19 protein-coding genes are annotated in these 20,754 nt (G+C 48.1%); all 19 read right to left on the bottom strand.

Annotation, left to right across the window (positions count from 1 at the left end; translation table 11 throughout):
• Nucleotides 1-36: 36 nt before the first annotated feature.
• Nucleotides 37-606, bottom strand: coding sequence for an orotate phosphoribosyltransferase (gene pyrE, locus ACFPK9_RS11530; protein ID WP_377095048.1), 570 nt, complete (start codon nucleotides 604-606; stop codon nucleotides 37-39).
• 118 nt (nucleotides 607-724) lie between these two features.
• A complete protein-coding gene (locus ACFPK9_RS11525) occupies nucleotides 725-1,570 on the bottom strand; it encodes a cytochrome c oxidase subunit II (RefSeq protein WP_377095047.1) in 846 nt (281 codons plus the stop codon).
• Nucleotides 1,571-1,604: 34 nt separating this feature from the next.
• Nucleotides 1,605-1,808 (bottom strand): hypothetical protein, encoded by a 204-nt coding sequence (locus tag ACFPK9_RS11520; protein ID WP_377095046.1) that lies wholly within the window; start codon nucleotides 1,806-1,808, stop codon nucleotides 1,605-1,607.
• Between the two features lie 17 nt (nucleotides 1,809-1,825).
• The gene (locus ACFPK9_RS11515; RefSeq protein ID WP_377095045.1) at nucleotides 1,826-2,029 is read right to left on the bottom strand and encodes a hypothetical protein; all 204 of its coding nucleotides are present in this window, start codon (nucleotides 2,027-2,029) and stop codon (nucleotides 1,826-1,828) included.
• 19 nt (nucleotides 2,030-2,048) lie between these two features.
• A complete protein-coding gene (locus ACFPK9_RS11510) occupies nucleotides 2,049-2,414 on the bottom strand; it encodes a cytochrome C oxidase subunit IV family protein (protein WP_377095044.1) in 366 nt (121 codons plus the stop codon).
• 38 nt (nucleotides 2,415-2,452) lie between these two features.
• The gene (locus ACFPK9_RS11505) at nucleotides 2,453-4,111 is read right to left on the bottom strand and encodes a cytochrome c oxidase subunit 3 (RefSeq protein ID WP_377095043.1); all 1,659 of its coding nucleotides are present in this window, start codon (nucleotides 4,109-4,111) and stop codon (nucleotides 2,453-2,455) included.
• A gap of 43 nt (nucleotides 4,112-4,154) precedes the next feature.
• A complete protein-coding gene (locus ACFPK9_RS11500) occupies nucleotides 4,155-5,999 on the bottom strand; it encodes a cytochrome c oxidase subunit I (RefSeq protein ID WP_377095042.1) in 1,845 nt (614 codons plus the stop codon).
• Between the two features lie 45 nt (nucleotides 6,000-6,044).
• A complete protein-coding gene (locus tag ACFPK9_RS11495) occupies nucleotides 6,045-6,821 on the bottom strand; it encodes a c-type cytochrome (protein ID WP_377095040.1) in 777 nt (258 codons plus the stop codon).
• 71 nt (nucleotides 6,822-6,892) lie between these two features.
• Nucleotides 6,893-7,651, bottom strand: a complete 759-nt coding sequence (locus tag ACFPK9_RS11490) for a hypothetical protein (RefSeq protein WP_377095039.1) — start codon at nucleotides 7,649-7,651, stop codon at nucleotides 6,893-6,895.
• 35 nt (nucleotides 7,652-7,686) lie between these two features.
• Nucleotides 7,687-9,147: a cbb3-type cytochrome c oxidase subunit I gene (locus ACFPK9_RS11485; protein WP_377095038.1), complete on the bottom strand. Its 1,461-nt coding sequence runs from the start codon at nucleotides 9,145-9,147 to the stop codon at nucleotides 7,687-7,689.
• A gap of 19 nt (nucleotides 9,148-9,166) precedes the next feature.
• Entirely contained in the window at nucleotides 9,167-9,613 is a 447-nt protein-coding gene (locus ACFPK9_RS11480; RefSeq protein WP_377095037.1) for a hypothetical protein, read from the bottom strand.
• Nucleotides 9,614-9,655: 42 nt separating this feature from the next.
• Nucleotides 9,656-11,104: a hypothetical protein gene (locus ACFPK9_RS11475; protein WP_377095036.1), complete on the bottom strand. Its 1,449-nt coding sequence runs from the start codon at nucleotides 11,102-11,104 to the stop codon at nucleotides 9,656-9,658.
• 41 nt (nucleotides 11,105-11,145) lie between these two features.
• Nucleotides 11,146-11,817 carry a c-type cytochrome gene (locus tag ACFPK9_RS11470; RefSeq protein WP_377095035.1) on the bottom strand — a complete coding sequence of 224 codons (672 nt, stop codon included), beginning with the start codon at nucleotides 11,815-11,817 and terminating at the stop codon, nucleotides 11,146-11,148.
• 22 nt (nucleotides 11,818-11,839) lie between these two features.
• Nucleotides 11,840-12,394 (bottom strand): DUF3341 domain-containing protein, encoded by a 555-nt coding sequence (locus ACFPK9_RS11465; RefSeq protein WP_377095034.1) that lies wholly within the window; start codon nucleotides 12,392-12,394, stop codon nucleotides 11,840-11,842.
• A 44-nt stretch (nucleotides 12,395-12,438) separates the two neighbouring features.
• Entirely contained in the window at nucleotides 12,439-13,923 is a 1,485-nt protein-coding gene (gene nrfD / locus ACFPK9_RS11460; protein WP_377095033.1) for an NrfD/PsrC family molybdoenzyme membrane anchor subunit, read from the bottom strand.
• A 47-nt stretch (nucleotides 13,924-13,970) separates the two neighbouring features.
• On the bottom strand, nucleotides 13,971-17,393 hold the full coding sequence (locus tag ACFPK9_RS11455) for a TAT-variant-translocated molybdopterin oxidoreductase (RefSeq protein WP_377095032.1): 3,423 nt from the start codon (nucleotides 17,391-17,393) through the stop codon (nucleotides 13,971-13,973).
• 35 nt (nucleotides 17,394-17,428) lie between these two features.
• Nucleotides 17,429-18,169: a cytochrome c3 family protein gene (locus ACFPK9_RS11450; protein ID WP_377095030.1), complete on the bottom strand. Its 741-nt coding sequence runs from the start codon at nucleotides 18,167-18,169 to the stop codon at nucleotides 17,429-17,431.
• Between the two features lie 301 nt (nucleotides 18,170-18,470).
• The gene (locus ACFPK9_RS11445) at nucleotides 18,471-19,460 is read right to left on the bottom strand and encodes a 2-hydroxyacid dehydrogenase (RefSeq protein ID WP_377095029.1); all 990 of its coding nucleotides are present in this window, start codon (nucleotides 19,458-19,460) and stop codon (nucleotides 18,471-18,473) included.
• Between the two features lie 362 nt (nucleotides 19,461-19,822).
• Nucleotides 19,823-20,713, bottom strand: a complete 891-nt coding sequence (locus ACFPK9_RS11440; RefSeq protein ID WP_377095028.1) for a 1,4-dihydroxy-2-naphthoyl-CoA synthase — start codon at nucleotides 20,711-20,713, stop codon at nucleotides 19,823-19,825.
• Nucleotides 20,714-20,754: the final 41 nt, after the last annotated feature.

Below are 20,754 nucleotides of genomic sequence, written 5' to 3'. Positions count from 1 at the left end.
CGTCAGAGCTTTTTTGTTTCTCGGTAATTTTAATATTTATTCGCCGAGTAGCGTACTGCGGCTGTAAAGCGAAACCACGGGAATACCGCGAGCTTCGATCGCTGCGCGACCTCCTTCTTCACGATCCACAAGTACAAGTGCGAACTTCACAGTACCACCTGCACGCTCGATTGCTTCAATCGCTTTGATTGTGGAACCACCCGTAGTAATCACATCGTCAACAACTACGACTTGGTCGCCTTCTTTAAAATTCCCTTCGATCTGCTTTCCACGTCCATGTCCTTTAGGCTCTTTACGGATATTGAAGACTTGAATCATTTCGTCGGGATTCTCCATAGCAGAAGTCATTCCAACAGCTAGGGAGATCGGATCTGCACCCATGGTCATGCCACCAATCGCATCAATCTCAAGACCTTCAGATTGGATTCGCTCGCGTACTACCTTCCAACCCAATTGACCGACCAAGCGTGCGCCGACTGAATCAAGTGCTGTCACGCGACAGTCGATATAAAGGTCAGACTTGGCTCCAGACGCGAGGGTAAATTCACCAGTACGTACTGACTTTTCCAACAAAAGGGATTTCAAAGAGTCGTAAATCTCAGACATGCCAGCAGCATTTACTTGTGCTCGTAAAATGTAAAACCTTATCCGATCGCTCAGAAACAAAAATGCCCACAGCCTTGGACTGTGGGCATTTTGAAAATGTGATTAAGAAATCTAGTTTCTAGTGAGTTATCGGAGCCGATTCAGCGGCTGCTGCTTGTCTCTCGTCATAGGCCGCTTTGTTTTCTTCGTAAGCTGAGACGGACATATCGTTCGCCCACTTAGTGAATGATTTCTGAGACTCGACAACCATGGTGCCGATCATGTCAGCGTGACCTTCACCACAGAGCTGACCACAGACTACAGAAGTCTCGAGCTCTTTGAGTGGAGTGAACCACATTGGGATGTCTTTGCCTGGGATCGCATCCTGCTGTATACGCATTGGGATGATAGAGAAGTTGTGGATCACGTCAGTGGAAGTCGTCTGAACGATAGCTGGACGGTCAACTGGAAGCTTGAGAGTCGAAGCGATAAAGTCATCAAATCCGTTTGGATCGTTAGGGTCGATACATGCATCGCCTTGGGTACTTACAAGATCGCGATCGATGAAGCCGAACTTGCCGTCGTTGCCAGCGTAGTGGTACTTCCAGCCGAACTGGTAACCAATCGCACGAACACGTACCGGGTTTTCTTCAACAACCTTGTCGTAAGAATCTGTACGGTCAGCCCAGAGAGGAAGCGCGAAACCAAGAAGGAGAACTGCTTCAATAATGATCACACCAACCTCAAGGTGAGTGGAAACGTGGTTCTTCACACCGTGATATTGAGCCTTCTTGTTTTTCTTCTGATGAAATTTAAAGAGACAGACAAAGAAAAAGATCGTCCAACCAACGAAGAGCGCAAGCATGAACCAAGTGATAACATCCATCATGTGACCGACTTGGTCACCGTGTGCGGAATAGTTTTCAGGAAGGCCAAGCCAATCAGATGGAGAGAAGAGTGAAGCGAGTGTATGGTTGCTGAACATAGTGTGTGTTAGAGCAAGTAGTTAGAAAATGTGTTTAGGCCTCGTACGGGTCCTGAAATTGTGGATCGAAATTTGCCTTTGAACGGCGTGCAATACGGAAGATGACAAAACCTAGTGTTCCGAGAATTGGAATGAGTAGGCAGAGCATGAATAGAATAGCATAGCCTGCAGCGTTGTCTCCAGCCTTCTCGAAGGCATTAGCACAGGTTGTACAAGCGATATTTAGGTTGCTAATCATTTCTTTTCCTTTCTTAGTTAACTATACAGTTTCTTAGCTTTTTTGATAAAGTAGACGCCATATACTGGTGTGATTAGTGCGACTACTGCACAAACCCAGCCCACATTCTTCCAAAAAGATGCATCTTGAGAAACACCACCGGTAAATGCCCAACCCGCTACGAGAGCGAAGAAGAGTGTGACTACTGTGATGAATACGATATGGAATCCTTTAAGAGACATGGTTCTGGTTACTTAGAGTTTAGTGAGATGGATTAGCATCACCATAACCTGCAGGCATCAATCCGTCAAAAGTGATTGGATCATGGAATGCCCATCCGAAAAGCCAGATGAGAACTGCTGCAAATACAAGTGACCCAAAGAAGATCCAGTAGATCCCTTTTTTCTCATGGTTAAGGTGCATGAAAATATAGCCAACGAAGAACATCTTGGTCATTGCGATTGCGAGACCGAGAATCATATCCCAGACGTCGAATCCGTGACCGCCAATGTCGAGAGCTTCTACAGTAGCAACTAGAACAGTAACTACAGTTCCGACGAAGAGACCTGCTCCAACGAGTCCGTAGACTTTGAAGTGTGATTTAATTTCTTCAGGAGAATCTGCCATTTTGAATAGTGGTTAAATGTTAGTGAGCTAGTTTAAAATTACATGAGGTAGAATACTGGGAATACGAGAATCCAGACGAGGTCAACAAAGTGCCAGAAGAGACCGCCAACTTCCACTCGGTTCGCAAGCCAATCTGGATTGCTAAGATACATTTTACGACCGAAGAAGAGGTAGTAACCGAGAACGATTGCACCACCGATCACGTGAAGACCGTGAAGCCCTGTGATCGTGAAGTAGATCGCATAGTAGTTATTCATCTTAGGTGAGAATACAGAGTCGAAGCGAACGTCAGGTCGGTCAACATGCACGTGATGCGGGAATGTTGCTTTATGCTCGTCTGTCATGCCGATCACATCATAGATCATATGAGGCTTGTGATCATCTTTAACCTGCATCCAGTTCTCAGCAGTGATATTGTAATCGAGTTGAGCGTAACCGTACATTTGCTGCCAAGTGACACGGTACATGTCGATTTCTGTCGGTGTGCGCCCCTCGCCTGTGAGCATATCTTTCTTCTCCTTAAGGTGCTCAGCGAGATACCCACGCCAAACTTTATGAGTTTCCCAAAGTTTGCGGATCTTGTCACCACCCTCACCATGGAGGTGAAGAATTGGAGATTTCTCAATTAAAGCATCAGCGTCGAGACCTTTGCTCTCAGCTTTCATCACAAGGTGACGGAAGTCGATCGCATCGACATAGTGATATACAAGTGCTGAATCACCAGCTGTACCACTGATCACAGTTCCATCCAGAAGAGACACGTTAGTGGATTCACCTTCTTGGGAATTAGAAATACGTCCCCAGCCAGTGTCGAGTTTAAGCTCTGAACCTTTGGCGTCGAATATCATGTTGCCATTAGCGAGAAGGAACTCGTTGTTCTCTTCCGCTTGCTTGACAAGCTGTGTGTGGACGTCTGCAACAGTCGATTTCACTTTTGAATCGTAATCCTTAAGCCCCTTGAGCTCAGGGAATTTACCAGAGCGAACCTCAATCCAAGCATCCTTAAGAAGCTTGGTACGGAGCTCTTGGTTATGAGTACGCGCCTTGATGAATTCAGCTGCTGCTGTATCCAGCACCTCTGTTGAAAGTGGTGTGCCTACTGGGTAAAGAACCTTCTGAGTGAATTTCCCACCAGTGATTTCGCGTACTTGATACGCTTCTTTAAGCGTTGGAGCTTCAGAGCTTTGAGCGAGAATTTCAGCCACGTAATTTGGAGCAGCACTCTCGATCTTGAAATTGATTGAATCCGCTTCTACCGCATAAACATTACCGTGAGTCGGGTCTCCCTTTTCATATTCAAGGTGACCTTCAACCCATGCGTAATCATTGGTCTGGGTGCCGTGGTGCTCGAACTTACCTTTGTATTCCTTGGCCTTGAAGACCATGAAGATTGCAGCACAGAGGATAGTGAATGACATGTTTCCGACAAACATACCCCACTTGCGGAGCTTGAGACCGGCCCAAGCAAATACCACTGTCACTGAGGAAGCGATCAGAATGAAGGTGTTAATCAAACCCGGAAGGACTGGAAGCACACGCTCAGGCCATGGGTAATCCGCGAATACACGGAGGAAGATGTAGGATGAGAACAGGCCACCGAAGAGCATGACCTCTGAAGCGAGGAACAGCCAGATCGCGATCTTAGAGTTATTAAGACCGGTGTCCTTGCGTGGGTTAACGATATAAGGAATTTCCATTTTGAAATAGAGTCGTTAGATTATTTTGAAGTCTGCTAGCTAATTAAGCCTTGGCCTCGTCGTTAGATTTAGAAGCTACCTTCTTAGGCTCTTCCCACTGGGTGTAGAAATCTTCTTCACGGTCTGGACGAGAGTACTCGTAAGGACCGCGGTAGACAGCTACGTCGAATTCGAAGTTGCCGTGTCCTGGAGGCGTTGGAGTCGCCCATTCGAGAGTTGTTGCATCCCATGGGTTATCAGTGGCTTTCTTACCAGCGAACCAAGATGTGAAGAGGTTGATGATAAATGGAAGCTGAGCTGCTGCGAGTACGAATACAGCGATGGACATGGTATAGTTGAGATCGATGTTATCACGAACAATTTGTCCGAAAACGTTAGACGAATCTGCATCTACAACATAAGCGTCACCTCCATTGTACCAACGGCGGTGGAAACCAGCCATACCCTGCATAAGCATTGGGAAGAATACGAAGTTGATCGCGATCAGCGATGGCCAGAAGTGAAGGTGACCAAGGAAGGTATTCATGTGGCGACCGAACATCTTAGGGTACCAGTGATAGATACCAGCGAAGAGACCGAAGAGAATACCAGGTGCAACCACATAATGGAAGTGACCAATCACATAGTAGGTATCGTGAAGGTGGAGACCAACAAGGTTGAATGCGAGCGGAAGACCGGTGAGACCACCGATACCGAACATTGGAAGGAATGCACATGCCCAGATCATCGGCATAGTGAAGCGAATGGAGCCGCCCCAGAGTGAGATGATCAGTGAGGTAATGAGAACCACAGACGGTACGGAGATCAGAACAGTAGTGATCTGGAAGAAGGTAGAGATGCTAGATCCCATTCCAGTGATGTACATGTGGTGAGCCCATACGATGAAGGAAAGGAAACCAAGTACCAACACCGCATACACCATAGACTTATAGCCCCAAAGTGGTTTACGTGTATTCACTGGGATGATCTCAGCAACCGCAGCAATCGATGGAAGAAGAAGTACGTATACTTCTGGGTGACCAAGGAACCAGAACAAGTGCTGGAACAGAAGCGGTGAACCACCACCAGCTTGCTCGATCACTCCAGTTGCAGAAGTGTAGAGACCAGATGGCTGGAAGAATGAGGAACCGAAGAAACGGTCAACAACCTGCATGATACCAGCAACTTCGAGCGGCGGGAATGCAAGGAGTAGGAGGAATGCAGTTACAAGCATTGCCCATACAAGGAATGGCATACGCATCCAAGTCATCCCCTTCGCGCGAAGGTTAATAATGGTTGTAATCACGTTAACTGAACCTAATAGGGACGAAGAAATCAATAGCACAAGACCGAGCAACCACTGAGTCTGACCAGTGAAGAACTGGTTTGGATGTTGTGAATCTGCAATCGATGCAAGCGGTGGATAGTTTGTCCAACCTGACTTCGCTGTACCAGATTCGAGGAAGAATGAACCACACATCATGAGTCCTCCAACGAGGTAGATCCAGTAGGACATCATGTTCAGTTTAGGAAATGCCATATCAACAGCACCTACCTGAAGTGGTGTAACGTAGTTACCAAAAGCACCGAAGCCAAGTGGTACAACACCGAGGAAAACCATGATCGTACCATGCATCGCGCCGAACATGTTATAAGTTTCACCAGTCACTTTTCCATCAGTGAGCCAGCGGCCTTTCCAGGTATCCGTGAATACCCAGCTCAACCATTCTGGAAGCGGCTCGTTAGGATAGGCAATGCTCCAACGCATCACCATCATGAGGAAGAAACCAAACAGTAGGAACAGCAAAGCTGTAAGACCGTACTGAATACCAATGACCTTATGATCAGTGGAAAAGATATATTTCTGTATGAAACTTGGGTTGTGGTGATCGTGGTCGTGGTCACTCATAATTTTACGTCACTAATTGTGAAAGGTTGCGTGGGTCTAGATGAATTACTGGTCTGCGTCAACGACTTCTCCAGTCTTGATGTTAAGCAGAGTTTCAGGGGTAAGAGCTGGGGCTTCGAACTTCGCATCGCGGTGCTGAGCGAGATCGCCTGCACTGAATGGTTTCTTGCCGTATTCCTTAGAAATGGCACGAATCTCAGCAACTTGTTCAGGTGAGATAATTTCACCGACTTTGTTGCCAAAGCTATTTTGAAGATAGTAAGAAAGTGCCGCAATGTCGTAGTCGCTCCAGCCATCAGCCATTGGAGGCATCGCGCCATTGTATCCAGTGCCCTTAACTTCAATAGGTCCGGAAACACCGTGAATCATTACAAGAGCTGGTGACTTAGCGGACCCAGTAACCCACTCAGATCCTGCAAGTGGAGGGTAAACACCTGCTACACCTGCTCCTCCAGTTCCGTGACAAGAAGCACAGTTCTTATAAAGAGCGGAACCGCGCTTCATGTACGCGTCTGCTGCGAGCGCTGTTGGGATGGTCGAACCACCTGATTCAAATTCAGCACGAACGTAACCTTCCTTAGTAAAGGCGTCGTAGTCGAAGAGATTTTCTGAATCTAGCAGCACCGAACCACCAACTACAGCGACGATAAAGCCGGCGATCATGATCCAGATAGATACTGGCTCGAGACCGTTTTCACGGAGTTGTTGTTCACGGGAAGCCGCTGCTGCACTGCGCGTCACTTCTTCGTGCGCTTGTGCAACGTTTGTGGATTCTTCAAGATCCGGCTTTGTTGGATCTACTGGTACTTGATCAGTTGACATCGGAATGGTGCGGTTGGTGAGTGAAAATTGAGTTAGCTGCAAGCTCTTTGTAACATGCAGCTTGATATTCTTTACTTAGCGGATGCTTTTTTCTTAGAGCGGGCGTGGTTCATTGCGTAAGGCACTTCGGAATCACGCTTCATGTTGAGAAGGTAGGAAGTCAGCGCAAGTGCTTTTGGCTTAGCAACGACTTGCTCACCATTGGGACCTTCCAGAGCATTTTCATATCCTTGACCGAACACTGGTTGCTCGTCGAACATGTGCTTATTGGAAGGACAAACTGAATTCGGTTTCGCAAGGCGCGCATTGTAAAGCTGAGCAAAAACAGCCTTCTCTTTGTTAAATTTCTGATCCACAGTGAGCTCTTCTACTTTTACGCCGAGCTCTGCAGCGATCTTTGCATTTTCTTCAGCTGCTTGGATCTCGATACGACGACCGTAGTTACCGAGGTCTGGGCCGATACGAGTTTCACCAATCCAGGCAAACTCTTCACCTGCGTAGTCCCAAAGGTTGGACTCACGGCGAGTGTCACCTAGGTTTGGGTCTTTCTGAATACCTGCAAGATCAGGACGACCAAGGTCATTTCCTGCGTATGTAGGGCGTGAAAGCTGGCTGTGACACTGAGCACAACCTTCTGCTCCATAAATTTCGGAACCGTTTTGAGTGCGGCCAGCCTTCACTGGTGCATAATAGCCAGTCTTGCCATCATCCACTTCGTCGAATTGTGGAATCTCGACATTACGCATGGAGGCGTACGGGACAGCTACAACAACGAGCCATGGGAGCGCGAAGCTGGCAGCGAGGCCGATGAAGAATGTTTTAACAGTCATGATTTCGGAAAGCGTAAGTTAGATAGGAAAATGGATTAAGCTGCTGGAAGTGATGGCTCCTCGTGTTCGAGAAGTGTTGGATGGCTGCTGCGACGACCGAGACGTAGCCACATGAGAAGAAGGTGGAAGCAGAAGAAGACGTTTGCCAGAGCAACGAAGCCCCACCCTACTGTCACGCCCACTGCGTATGGAAATACACGCGCTTGAGCTGATTCATTTGGCACAGTCAGTGTCTCAAGGCTGTAACCGTGCATGAATGCACCGAGGATACAGCAGAAAAGAGCAATGAATACAACTCCGTAGAGTGAAAGCCAGAAGTGTTGGCGAATCAAACTACCAGCTATCCACTCGCGGTTCGTCACACGTGGTACGATGAAGTAGATCGCTCCAAACATACTCATGGAGAAGAAGCCGTAGAGGCCGAGGACTTCATAACCGTAGGTTCCGCCGAATGCGAATTGCGTAAAGCGGAGCGCGTCTGGCAATGCGAGCGCACCACCGGCAACAGTCGTTGCAAGAAGACCAATAATACCTGCGATGGTGAATCGGAGTGATGGTGAGTGAGCCACAGTAGATGATCTACCAGAAGTCGTTTTGAGAATGTTCACAGCTACACAGAGCGCTGGAATAATCACCAGTACTGCAGCGCCTGCTCCGAAGAACTGGAGGAATGCTGGAAGCGGAGCGCCCATGACTTTCTGCATACCAGCCCAAGGCCCGACGATTGCAAGCCCCCAGAATCCAAGAAGCGCAAGCTTGTATGAGTACACTGGGCGGCCAGTCACCTTAGGTGTGATGTAGTAAGCTGCAGCAATTGCAACTGGTGTAAAGAAAAGGAAGAACAGCGCTGAGCGGAACCAAGCATTAATACCTGCAGCCATTACTGCATTACCTTCTGCTGCAAATGCATCAATGAAGAAGTAACCTGAAAGCATCACCCACGGGAACCAGAAGAGTGCTGCGAGAAGGTACCACTGGGACACATAGACGTGACCACCGCGGCGTACGCGGAAAGAAATTACAGACCAAATACCGATACCGAAGTAACAAGCAACCAACACTGGGAACACCCAGTTTGGGAAGTACATCCATGGCTTTCCAGTACCTTGACCAAGAAGGATACCGAACAAACCGATTGAAATAATGAAGTTCCAAACGTGGCCGATAGTGAGAATCACTCCTGCCTTCTTAGATTCTTGGCGAGAAAGACGCGCCATGAGCCAAATAATCACACCGAATGCCGACTGAGCACCCCATCCGTAGATGAATGCAGCCATGTGCGCGTTCATTACGCGTCCAGCATTGAGGAAAGAACACTCACCGAGGAAACCTGGTGCGTAGTATTTTGCGGAAGCAATCACCCCGAGGATGAGAGCTACAGCCAACCAGGCTGCACCGCTTGTGAAGAAAAACATCACTGGATGACGAAGTGAGCGGTCAATCTGAGCTCTCAACTTCTTGTCTTCCACTTGCTGGCTTGTGATTTCTGATGCCATAGATCTATTTCTTTAGAAATTATTGTTTAGCTGGAGTTTCCTCTGCAGCTTTGTCAGCTGCAGCAGGCTCTTCTTTTTCTGCAGACTCTTCAGCTGCTTCCTCTTGCGCAGCAGCGTCTTCAGCTACTGGCTCTTGTCCGAAAGTACGATTGTGCTTCATTTCAGATGGCTTAGGACCATCGAGAAGTCCGATTTCTTTACCGAGACCGAAAACGTCATCAGGCTTCACCTGCACCTTGTTGTCACCCACTTCTTTGTAGGTGTTAAGGTCAGCTGCCTGCTCAGCGTCTACCTTGCGCTTAGTATCCACGCGTGGCTTAGCAACTTCAGTTTCATAATCTACAACATCGTCAGCGACGAAATTCTTAACAACAACTGCGGCAAGCGCGAACGCCGCGAAGAGAGCTAGCCCCCACCAAAAGGTGTTGAAGCGGCGCAGCGGTGTGTCTCTGAGATTAGGTTCCATGAGTGAATGATCGGTTGATTGGAAAAGTGAGTAGAGTCGGAATTAGTTGTGAAGATTTGCAGACTCGAGGATGCGTGGATCGCGGTTCGGGTAGGTATTTGCACTACCGAGGTTGCGTAAGAAGATAAAGGTGAAAAATGCTCCAACTGTGAGGAATGCGACAATGTCACCGAGGTAGGCAGCGTACGGCGCGGTGAGAAGGAGTTCACCCTCGTGTCCTACAAATTTATTCATTACAGAGAGTGAAGGTCCACGCTCAGGTATCACCGCGATGTAGAGATCGAGAACATGCATCACGAGAAGGTAAATACAGATTGGAACGACGAACTTCACAGTCTTTTTCATGTAGTGTGGAAGAAGAATCACGAACGGAAGTGCGAAGTGAAGGAACACGAGGAGTGTGCTCCAAAGGTTCCAGTTTGTAGAGCCATCAGAAGAGTTACGAAGAAGGAAGTAAGTAGTTTCTTCCGTGATATTCGCATACCAGATAAGCATGAACTGTGAGAAGGAGACGTATGCCCAGAAGATCACAAATGCGTGCATCAGCTTACCCATGATGTGGTAGTGCTCCTTAGAGGTCACCGTCGTGAGATATCCTTTAGAACGAAGCCATGTGAGCGTAAGGATGAGGATCGCCATGGAGTTAAGAGCGCAACCCGCAAAGAACCAAACACCGTACATTGTAGAGAACCACTTATAGTCAGTCCCCATCATGAAGTCGAAAGCAATGAAAGTCGCAATAACCGCAAAGAATGGCATCACTGCGCAAGAAAGCTTACGAGCAAGGATCAAACGACGAGTTGTCGGATTCGGATCAGAATCTTGATCGATAGAGATCTTACGAAGACCCCAAATACCAGCACCAAGGATGACGAAGAAACAAATCACACGAACAAGCCAGTTCTCAAGGGTCATATACCAATGCTTGTTAATCAGAAGATGATCGTGCGCATCGTGAGTCGCTTTGAGTTGCTTCACTTTAGGAGAAGTGTACGCGCCACCAGGAGCATTTGGATCAATATCTTCTGTTCCAGGAATAGTCTTAGCATTGTAACCAACTTTTTCCCCATCAATGACAGCATCAACAGCTTCTACAGTTTGCTGTACGTAACGATGACGGTTCATCCACTCGTACAGATCATCTTGAACAGATGGAATCATCAGTGGAATGGCGATTACAGCCATGAATGGGAAAACAAAACCTAGGTTCTCCATGATGCGGCGGATGCTGACCCCCCAACCTGAGTTAGTTACATGGTGTAAGGTCGTCCAAAAAACACCACCCAATGCGAGGGTAATGAAAAAGATGAAGGCGAAGAGCCATGAGTAAGCGTAGCCGCTCCCCCATTTTTCGCTCTGAAAGAGGAAGAAGGATGCTACGGCTCCAACAGCAAATACGATAAGAGAAACCATCTTAAGAAGACCAAGGTCTTTCTTAGCGATTTGTTCGCCGTTTGCTGGGATGTCCTGTGATGTGACGTGATGTGCCATGGGACTAGTGAATGTTAGGAAATGATTAAGTTAGATGAAAATTACTTAGCTTGTGCAGCGATTCCTGCATCGAAAGCGTCTTTGACTTGGTCGAGGGGAACCTCGCGAGAATACTGAAGTGCACGAAGGTAGGCAACAATGGCCCAGCGGTCTTTCACGTCTACTTGGTAACCGAATGCAGACATGCCGCCACGGCCGTTAACAATGATGTCATAGATTGCACCGTCAGGAAGTACTGTACTTTGAAGGTTAGCAACACCTGGGATGCCGTAACCAGCTGCCACACCTTTGCCGTTTCCGGAAATGCCGTGACAGACAGCACAATTTGCGTTGAAAACCACCTTGCCGCGCTTAATGAAAGCTGGAAGGTTTTCCTCGTTGAGGCCGAGCTCGTCCACTGGAAGACCATTACCGAACACTTCATCGTTGAGGAGACCTGTGTGGTAGTAGTCGTTGTTGTTAGTGAATGACTTGCTAGATGCATCTGCGAGATCAGCAGGTTCAAATCCTTGTGGAAGAGTTTCAGCCACTGGCTGGCGTGCACCTAGGCCATCGTGGAAGAAATCAGATGCCTCCTGTGGATCGATGCGATCCTGTTCGTCCATGTCAGGGAACAAACGGAATGGCGTGTGCTTGAATTTTTCGCCGCGGAATCCACCAACGCTGATCACAAGAACAGCGAGAAGAGCGTAAACAATAAAGAAATAGCGCATGAGTCTAAATAGGGATAATGGTTTAGTCTTCTTCCTCGACGAGTTCGATGTTTGAGCCCCCTGCTTCTTCGAGCAGAGCCTTTGTTTCTTCAGCTGAGAAGTTTGGATCGCGGGCTTCTATAGCGATGAAGAAGCCGTCGTCAGTCACACGGTGAAACTGGCGGCTTGCGAAAAGCGGATGGTTCAGGCGTGGAAGCCCCATCAGACCGAGAACACAGAACAGAACTGTGAAACCAGAAAAGAGAATGGTGAGCTCAAACATGATCGGGAAGAACGCCGCGGTAGTGAAGATGTTTGCTGGCTTGGACTGAACCACCGTTGGGTAGATCAAAACCTGGGTAATGAAGGCCAAGCTGAAACCAGTCAAAAGACCGGTCGAACCGCCGAAGAATACGAAGTATGGAAGAATGGAACGACGTACGCCCATTGCATCATCCAATCCGTGAATCGGGTAAGAGGAATAGCAATCCCACTTTTTGAATCCTGCATCACGCACCTTCTCTGCACCTTTGTAGAGTGCTGATGCGCTTTCGAATTCGGCGAGGTAGCCGTAGACGCGTTTTACTGATGTACTCACTGTTCTGTGATTAGGTAAATGTTAAAGGATGGTGTTAGCTGGGATTAGCACTCAACGTTTGGATTCTCGTTGAGCTCGTATTGGTAAGCGGCCTCGCTTGCAATACCTTTATCAGGATGTGCCTTCTTATCGTCGTAGTGAGCGTCTGCTTCGAGCAGTGTCCACTTGACCTCAGCAATGTTGATACATGGAAGGAACCGAAGAAAGAGCAGGAAGAGCGTGAGGAACATACCGATAGTTCCGACGAAAGTCATGATGTCCACAGGGCTCGCTTCGTAGTACTTCCAGTCACCTGGGAGCCACATACGTGGGAGAGTGGTCACGATGATTACGAAACGCTCAAACCACATACCAATGTTTACCAGCATACAGGTACCCATTACGATCCAGAGGTTTTCGCGGCATTTCTTGAACCAGAAGATCTGTGGTGCAATCACGTTACAGAACATCATGGAAACGTACGCCCACCAGTAAGGACCAGTGATACGAAGCTTGAAGGCCTCCATTTCGAATTTAGCACCTGAATAGTATGCCACGAAGAGCTCCATGATGTAGGCGTAACCAACGATCGTACCGGTCGCGAGAATGATCTTACACATGTTTTCAATGTGCTTCATTGTGATCACGTCGTGTAGACCGTAGATAGAACGAGCTGGAACCATGATAGTGATAACCATTGCAAACCCACCGAAGATCGCACCTGCCACGAAGTATGGCGGGAAGATTGTCGTGTGCCAACCCGGGACAGTAGATGTCGCGAAGTCAAAGGAAACGATAGAGTGCACGGAAAGAACGAGCGGAGTAGAAAGTGCCGCGAGAAGAAGGTACATCATCTCATAGTGGCTCCACTGGCGGTTACCGCCGCGCCATCCGAGTGAGAACACTCCGTAAAGGAACTTGCGGATACCTGGTTTCGCACGATCACGGATGGTTGCAAGATCAGGAACCATGCCCATGTACCAGAAAATAAGAGAGATAGTGAAGTAAGTAGAAACCGCAAATACGTCCCACAGAAGTGGTGATTTGAAGTTCTGCCAAATAGCATTCGCGTTAGGAATAGGAGCTAGGAACCAAGCCATCCAAACACGACCGACGTGGAAAGCAGGGAAAATACCCGCACAACAAACCGCGAAAATCGTCATCGCTTCCGCCGCTCGGTTAATCGAGGTTCGCCAATTCTGACGCGTCAGGAACAAAATCGCCGAGATCAATGTACCGGCGTGACCAATACCAATCCAGAAAACGAAGTTAACAATCGGCCAACCCCACATCGTGCGGTTCGTGTTACCCCATACACCAACACCAGTGGAGACGAGGTAAGTAAGACCACCGCCTACACCAATAAGTGCGATGAGTGCACATGGAATGAAGAGGATCCACCAAAGTAGTGGTTGTGGTTTCTCCACGATACCGGCGATACGGTCGGTAATCCATGCGTAGGAGCGGTTGTTAAGGATAAGTTTTTCACGCTCCAGAACTGGTAGCTTGAAGTTCTTATCTTCAGTGTTTGCGGGTGCTGAATCAGCCATGATAGGTGTTCTTGATTAGATTTGGTAGAGTAGTTCGGTCGCTCAGATTAGTGCATGTGGACAGTTGCTTTACCGACTGTCTTAGCTCCAGGCATTGACGTGTTAGGATTCTTCACACGTGCGAGGTAAGATGTACGTGGGCGAGTGCCGATGTAGTTGAGAAGGTCGTATGCACGATCATTGAGAATCTCGTTGTTCGCATTCTTGATGCGGCGAATCATCGATTTCGGATCCAGAAGGTTACCGAAGACAATCGCACCAGCACCACAAGCGTCCTGACATGCTACGCGCACACCGTCAGTCTTAGGCATCAGTTTCTCAGCGGTAATTTCTGCTGTGGTAGAACCACCAGCTGCGCCGACAGCATCCTTCTTAGCGAGACGCTTAGCATCAATCTTCGCAGACTGAAGACGCTGCACACAGTAGGTACATTTTTCCATCACACCACGCATACGAACAGAAACGTTCGGGTTGCGCTGAAGTGATTGGGAATCGCCTTCCTGCTTCACACCTGCTGGACCTTTATAGAGGTTTTTGTGAATGAGCGGGTTGCGCTTGTTGTAGTCGAAGAAGTTGAAGCGACGCGCTTTGTATGGGCAGTTGTTCGCGCAGTAACGTGTACCGATACAGCGGTTGTATGCCATGGAGTTGAGTCCGTCTTCAGTATGAACTGTCGCGTTCACGGGGCAAACTGTTTCACACGGTGCAGACTCACACTGTACACATGCAACTGGCTGCGGAATCATCTCGGGAGATTTTTCCCAAGAGTCAGTTCCTTCAGCATACTCGTCAGGTGCTGCAAAGTAACGATCCATGCGGATCCAGTGCATTTCACGACCCATTGCCACCTGTGTTTTACCAACAACTGGAATGTTATTCTCAGCCTGACATGCTACGAGACATGCGTTACAGCCATTACAGACGTTAAGGTCGATAGTCATTGCCCATTGTTGGGACTTATCAGAAAGATGTGGAGTACCTTTACGATCCTCTGGCTTGTAGAGGCTCATGTTCATTGGAGCGTGGGAATCCATCCCCTGCTTTTGAACACCTTTAAGCTGAGCTGCGTAATCTTTGTGGTATTTCTTATCCTCTGCTGTAGAGATTTCACGAGCGAGCGCACGACCATACATGGAATGATGTTCTTGTGTACGCGCCATCTTGTATGTTGCGCCATTTTCAACACGAGCGATTGTTGCACCCTGTGCGAAATAATCCGCATCACCACGAAGTGGATAAGCATTGAAACCAGTGTTAAGACCAACAACGGAAACGTTGTTTTTACCGTCTTGACTATATGCGATACCACCCTTCTTGAACTCGCTTGCGAAGTTTTCATCGTAACCTTGGCCATAACCGAGGGAAATGGAAATCACGTTCTGAGCCATACCGAAGGCTACAATCACTGGAGCTTCAAGAGTCTTACCGTTGATAGAAATCTTGGCAACTGGAGCGAAAAGGCTTGGACCTTCGCCCTCTTCAGGCACGTCAGACTTCTTGAGCATCCTATCTTTCTCGATACCGAGCGCTCCCCACCAAGCTGCACCTTGCTTCTCGAGCTCTACGAGCTCTTCGTAAATGCCTAGATCTTTTGCAGTCTCAGGCGCGAGGTAAATAGCGTTATCCCAACAAACTTTGGAGATTGGATCTGGAGCTTCTTGGAGCCATGCGTTGTCGATGTAGCGACCGTCGAGAACAGAACCGTCAGTTGCATAAACAATGTCGAGCTTCTGCGCACTTGGCTCAGGCTGCGCCGCAAGTGTTGGCACAGCTGGAGACTTACCACGAGCTTTGCGATAGCGTGACTTAAAGAAACCTTCACGAAGAAGCTTCATCCAAGCTGCCTGAGTCGCTTTAGCGCCAGATGCTTTCGCTACTTCAGTTTCGAAAGTTTTACGTACGGCTGTGTATGCTGGGGAAGTTTCTGATCCATTAGAATCATGAAACTTGCCGTCGAGAATTGCGGAGAGAAGTTCAAGCTCGGAAACACCACCGTATAGAGGGAGAATCATTGGCTGAACAATAGTATACACACCGCTTGATGTGTAAGAATCACTCCAACTTTCAAGGTAATGCGCCGCAGGGATGTGAAGGTCTGCAGCATTTGCAGTAGCGTTCACACGAAGACCGAGCTGCACAGTTTTTACTTTATCGAGCGCAGCTGCGATTGACGCATTTTCTAGCACTGGGTTCGCAGGTGTCAGAAGAATAACTGTATCGAGCTGACCGCCATCGATATCTGCGAGGAGTTGTTTCGCTGAACCGAGACCACCCTTGTTAGTCTTCACTGGATTCAAAGTCTTACCGAATGAACCAAGCTTCTGGTTAATAAGATGTGCGAGATCGTGGAGTTCTTTGTCGTAACGTGAACCGAGAAGCACCACTGCTTCACCACGGTTCTTAAGAAGATCTTTTGCACACTCGTTAATCCACTTTGCTTTCACACCTGTGAACTCACCACCAGGAACAGTCACTGACACGCCGAGCGCTTTAGCAACCTGTGCAAGGAAGCGGCCCACCTGTGATGGCGCCACTGGAGCACGGTGATCAGCCATACCACCTGTGAGCGAGTATGTTGGTTCAGCGATGTAAAGGCGATTGAGATTTTTCTGATTTTTTAGAGCATCTTTATCATAGTCGCGCCCATTGACATGGCGGCGATCGTAGAAACCTTTTACCGGACCTTGTTTATCAAGCTCGAGGAAATCGGAGTCGATAGAAAGAATACAGGATGCATTTGAATAATCTGCCACTACTTCAGCACCAGAACCGAAGATTGCCTCGTTAGACTCTTTACGCCCAGCACCAGCAAGTGCCTCGTAGCTGTAAAACTTAGCTTCTGGAAGCTTTGCCGAAAGCTGTTTACGAAGGCTTGTGCGCGTAGCGGAGTCATCTTCACCAAAGACAAAACCAACTTTACCAGACTTAGTAAACTCCACCAGCTGCTTCACTGCTGCATCGCGGGAAATCTTATTCCCTTTGTTCAAAAAGTCACGGGACCGAGCGGGATTGTAGAGATCGAGCACAGATGCTTGATCAAATGCACTGTGACCATCGTTATCTGGATGAATACGATTAGGCTCGAGCTTTGTCGGGCGACCTTGATAATTAGTCACCACTGCTGGCACTGCACCACCAGCTGCTGGTATAGAGGATGCATAGTAAAGCGGCTTACCTGGAATCACCCACTCAGGAGCATTTACGTAAGGAACGATAAGCGTCTCAGGGCGACGACATGCCGCGAGACCAAAACCTGCGAGCGCTGTTGACGCCCCCATTACTTTTAGGAAATCACGACGTGAAGATTCACGATCTTCTTCGTCAATCATGGTTTCAGCTGCACGTGGAAATTCACGCTCTAACCACTGACGGAGACCAGAAGTATCTTCGAGTTCACCAGCGCTGCGCCACACTTTTGTTGTGGACTCACCAGCAGGAATTTCAGGATGTTGCCATTTGCGTTTGCTCATATTAGGCAGAAAGGTTGGTAGTTAGATGGTGGAAATTAACGGTGACAAGTTGCGCAGCTTTCTTTCGGCTGAACGTCCCAGTGGTTCTTAAGGAAAGTACCCACTTCTTTTTGAACTTCTTCTTCAGAGGCTGTAGCGTCGTATTCTTCGCCAAACACCGCCTTCTGGAACTCAGGATGAGCTTCTACATAATTTTTCGCTGTATACTGAAGGTTAAACACCTCCTCTAGCGGTCGAAGATGCTTCTCAGGACTACGGTGACAGTCGAGACAGAAACCCATACTGTGATCCTTCTCTTGATAAACTGTACGCATCTCATCCACATTACCGTGACAGCTCACACAAGAAATACCGCGGTTAAGGTGAGCAGAGTGATCAAAGAAAACATAATCAGGCGATTTGTGAACGCGCACCCACTTCACTGGCTGACCAGTATAACCCTCATAAGACTCATCAATCGCAGCACGTAGCGGCGTAAGCTTTTCGGAATCAGTCTTCACATGCTGGTGACATGTCCAACAACGATCAGCTGTCGGCACATTCGCGTGACCAGACTCTTCAGCAAAGGAGTGACAGAAGCGGCAATCAAGACCGAGCTGCTTCACGTGAAGCTCATGATCGTATGGAATCGGCTGATCAGGCATATACCCCACGCGCTGAGTCTTAGGCGTAGCGTAATATGTGAATGCGGCGACGATACCAATAGCGAGTGATCCTACACAGATCGCTATTTTGAGCGGTAGTAAGTTGGTCCAGCGAGGAAAAATATTAGCCATGACGTGTCGGTGCTTGTATGTGCTTGTGAAATTTTTCACAAGGCTTTTTTGAGAACTATTTTGGCGGGGCGAGTATCAATACGAAACCTCATCTGGCAACCCGAAAAACTGCCATAAAATAATTTTTCTCCTAATCCACTCATTCTCTGTCTCACATAACGCATCCTGCACAGCGTGTTCAGCATTTTAATTAGTTAGGAAAACTTAGACAACGCCTAGGAGAACAACTTTACCGTCACCCGATTACCGACAAAATAAACAATACAAAACATTCTATTTCAATCGAATATAAAACCTAACATCAAACATCGACAGGCAACACAGCATTAACAAGCTCCTTACCCGCCTCGAACGCCCGTAAATTCTCCACCGTGGTCTCGACAATTCCACCCAAAGCCTCGCGTGTAAAAAATCCTTGATGCCCAGTGATGAGTACATTGTGAAAAGTCATCAAACGCATCAATACATCATCTTGAATGATACCCGATGACTGATCATCAAAAAAATAATCCTTCTCCTCTTCATAAACATCCATCGCTAGATAACCGAGCTGACCCGACTTCAGCGCCTCAATTGCCGCACGCGCATCCACCAATCCACCACGTCCCGTATTAATAAGCGTGAATCCTTTCTTCGATTTCGCGAAAGTTTCCTCGTCGTACAAGTGATAGGTTTCTTTCATCAGTGGACAATGAAGGCTCACTATGTCCGACTCCGAGAACAAAGATTCTTGATCAACCAAGCGATACTGCTTGGCCTCATCACTCGGGAAAGGATCGTAAACAATCACCTCACAACCGAAGCCCTTCATAATTTTCGCGAACAACAAGCCAATCTTCCCCGTTCCGTACACCCCCACAGTTTTCCCAACTAAATCAAAACCCAACAAGCCGTTGAGCTCAAAATTCCCCTCACGCACTCTATTATATGCACGATGTGTCTTGCGATTCAATGTCAGCAACATCGCCACCGCGTGCTCAGCCACCGCATTCGGCGAATAAGCCGGCACCCGCGTCACCGCTATTCCTAGCTCTTTCGCTGCAACGATATCCACATTGTTAAATCCCGCACAACGCAGCGCCACCAGCTTCACCCCACACTCACTAAGCTGCTCTAACACGGGACGTGTCAATTCATCATTCACAAACACGCAAACCGCATCGTAGCCCTCCGCCAAGCCCGCCGTCTCTTGCCGCAAATGGTTTTTTAAAAATAAAAATTCGTACTCCGCAGAATACTCCCCAAACAACTCCCTATCATACTCCTTCACTGAATAAAATGCCACCTTCATAACACCTAATAACAAGCAAATTCAGCGCCAAGCATCGAGCCAAATCCACTAAGTGGCAGAGGTTTCACATAACTCTCTCATTCAGCTTTAGCTGAAGAAACCGACACCGGCTAGTTCCCTACCATACCACCTGCAGATGCAACAGTCACGCAACTACACCGTCAACCAGAGAAGAATCCACAACGGAAAAGAAGCGTTGGCCATTACCATGATCTACCGAAAGCAACTCTAGCGTCCCCCTCTTCACATCAAAGCACCAACGGATCAGGCCACCATGCACACCCACTATAAAAGTAATGTCCGACAGACTAAACCTGCCAGACCCAGCATGAGCCATCATATTTAAAATCAATAGTCTACACCTAGTACTGGCGCGAGAACTTGGAAAAATCTGCTTTGCGCTTTTCTACGAATGCTTCACGACCTTCCGCAGCCTCATCAGTTCCGTATGCTAGCCGTGTCGCCTCTCCAGCAAAAACCTGCTGCCCGACCATTCCATCATCAGTCATGTTGAACGCGTACTTGAGCATCTTCTGCGCCGTTGGCGATTTATCATTGATGATACACGCCCACTCGAGCGCCTTCTTCTCAAGCTCAGCATGCGGCACAACCTTGTTTACCATCCCCATCTCATATGCATCCTGGGCGGTGTAGCGCAGCCCGAGAAAGAAGATTTCACGTGCACGTTTTTGCCCTACTTGCTTCGCCAAATACGCCGATCCATAGCCCGCGTCGAAACTCGCCACATCCGCATCTTTCTGTTGGAACACAGCGTGCTCTTCCGATGCTAATGTTAGATCACAGATCACATGGAGAGAATGTCCACCACCAACCGCGTAACCCGGCACCACAGCCATCACCACCTTCGGCATGAAGCGAATCAAACGCTGGACCTCTAAAATATGCAGGCGTCCGAGCCCTGCACCAGTCGCGTCTTCCGTTCCTGCATATTTATAACCATCCTTACCTCGAACCCGTTGGTCACCACCTGAGCAAAATGCCCAACCACCATCCTTCGGACTCGGGCCATTACCAGTCAAAATAACCACACCGACAGATTCATCCGTGCGAGCATGCTCGAGCGCCTGATAGAGTTCATCGACAGTCTGTGGGCGAAATGCATTACGACATTCAGGACGATTAAATGCAATCCGCACCGTACCGCCTACCTCAGCTTCGTGAAAGGTAATATCCTCAAAGTCATAGTCTTCGACTTCCTTCCAGTCCTCTGCATGAAAAATTTCTGAAATCATGCCTTCATTTAAACCTCTCGCGACCGACATGCGAGAGCAAT

It is taken from the genome of Rubritalea spongiae, from assembly GCF_042652385.1.
Classification (GTDB): Bacteria; Verrucomicrobiota; Verrucomicrobiia; order Verrucomicrobiales; family Akkermansiaceae; genus Rubritalea; species Rubritalea spongiae.
The sequence above is the reverse complement of the archived record's forward strand: the minus strand, read 5'-3'. Positions and strand labels throughout refer to the sequence as shown.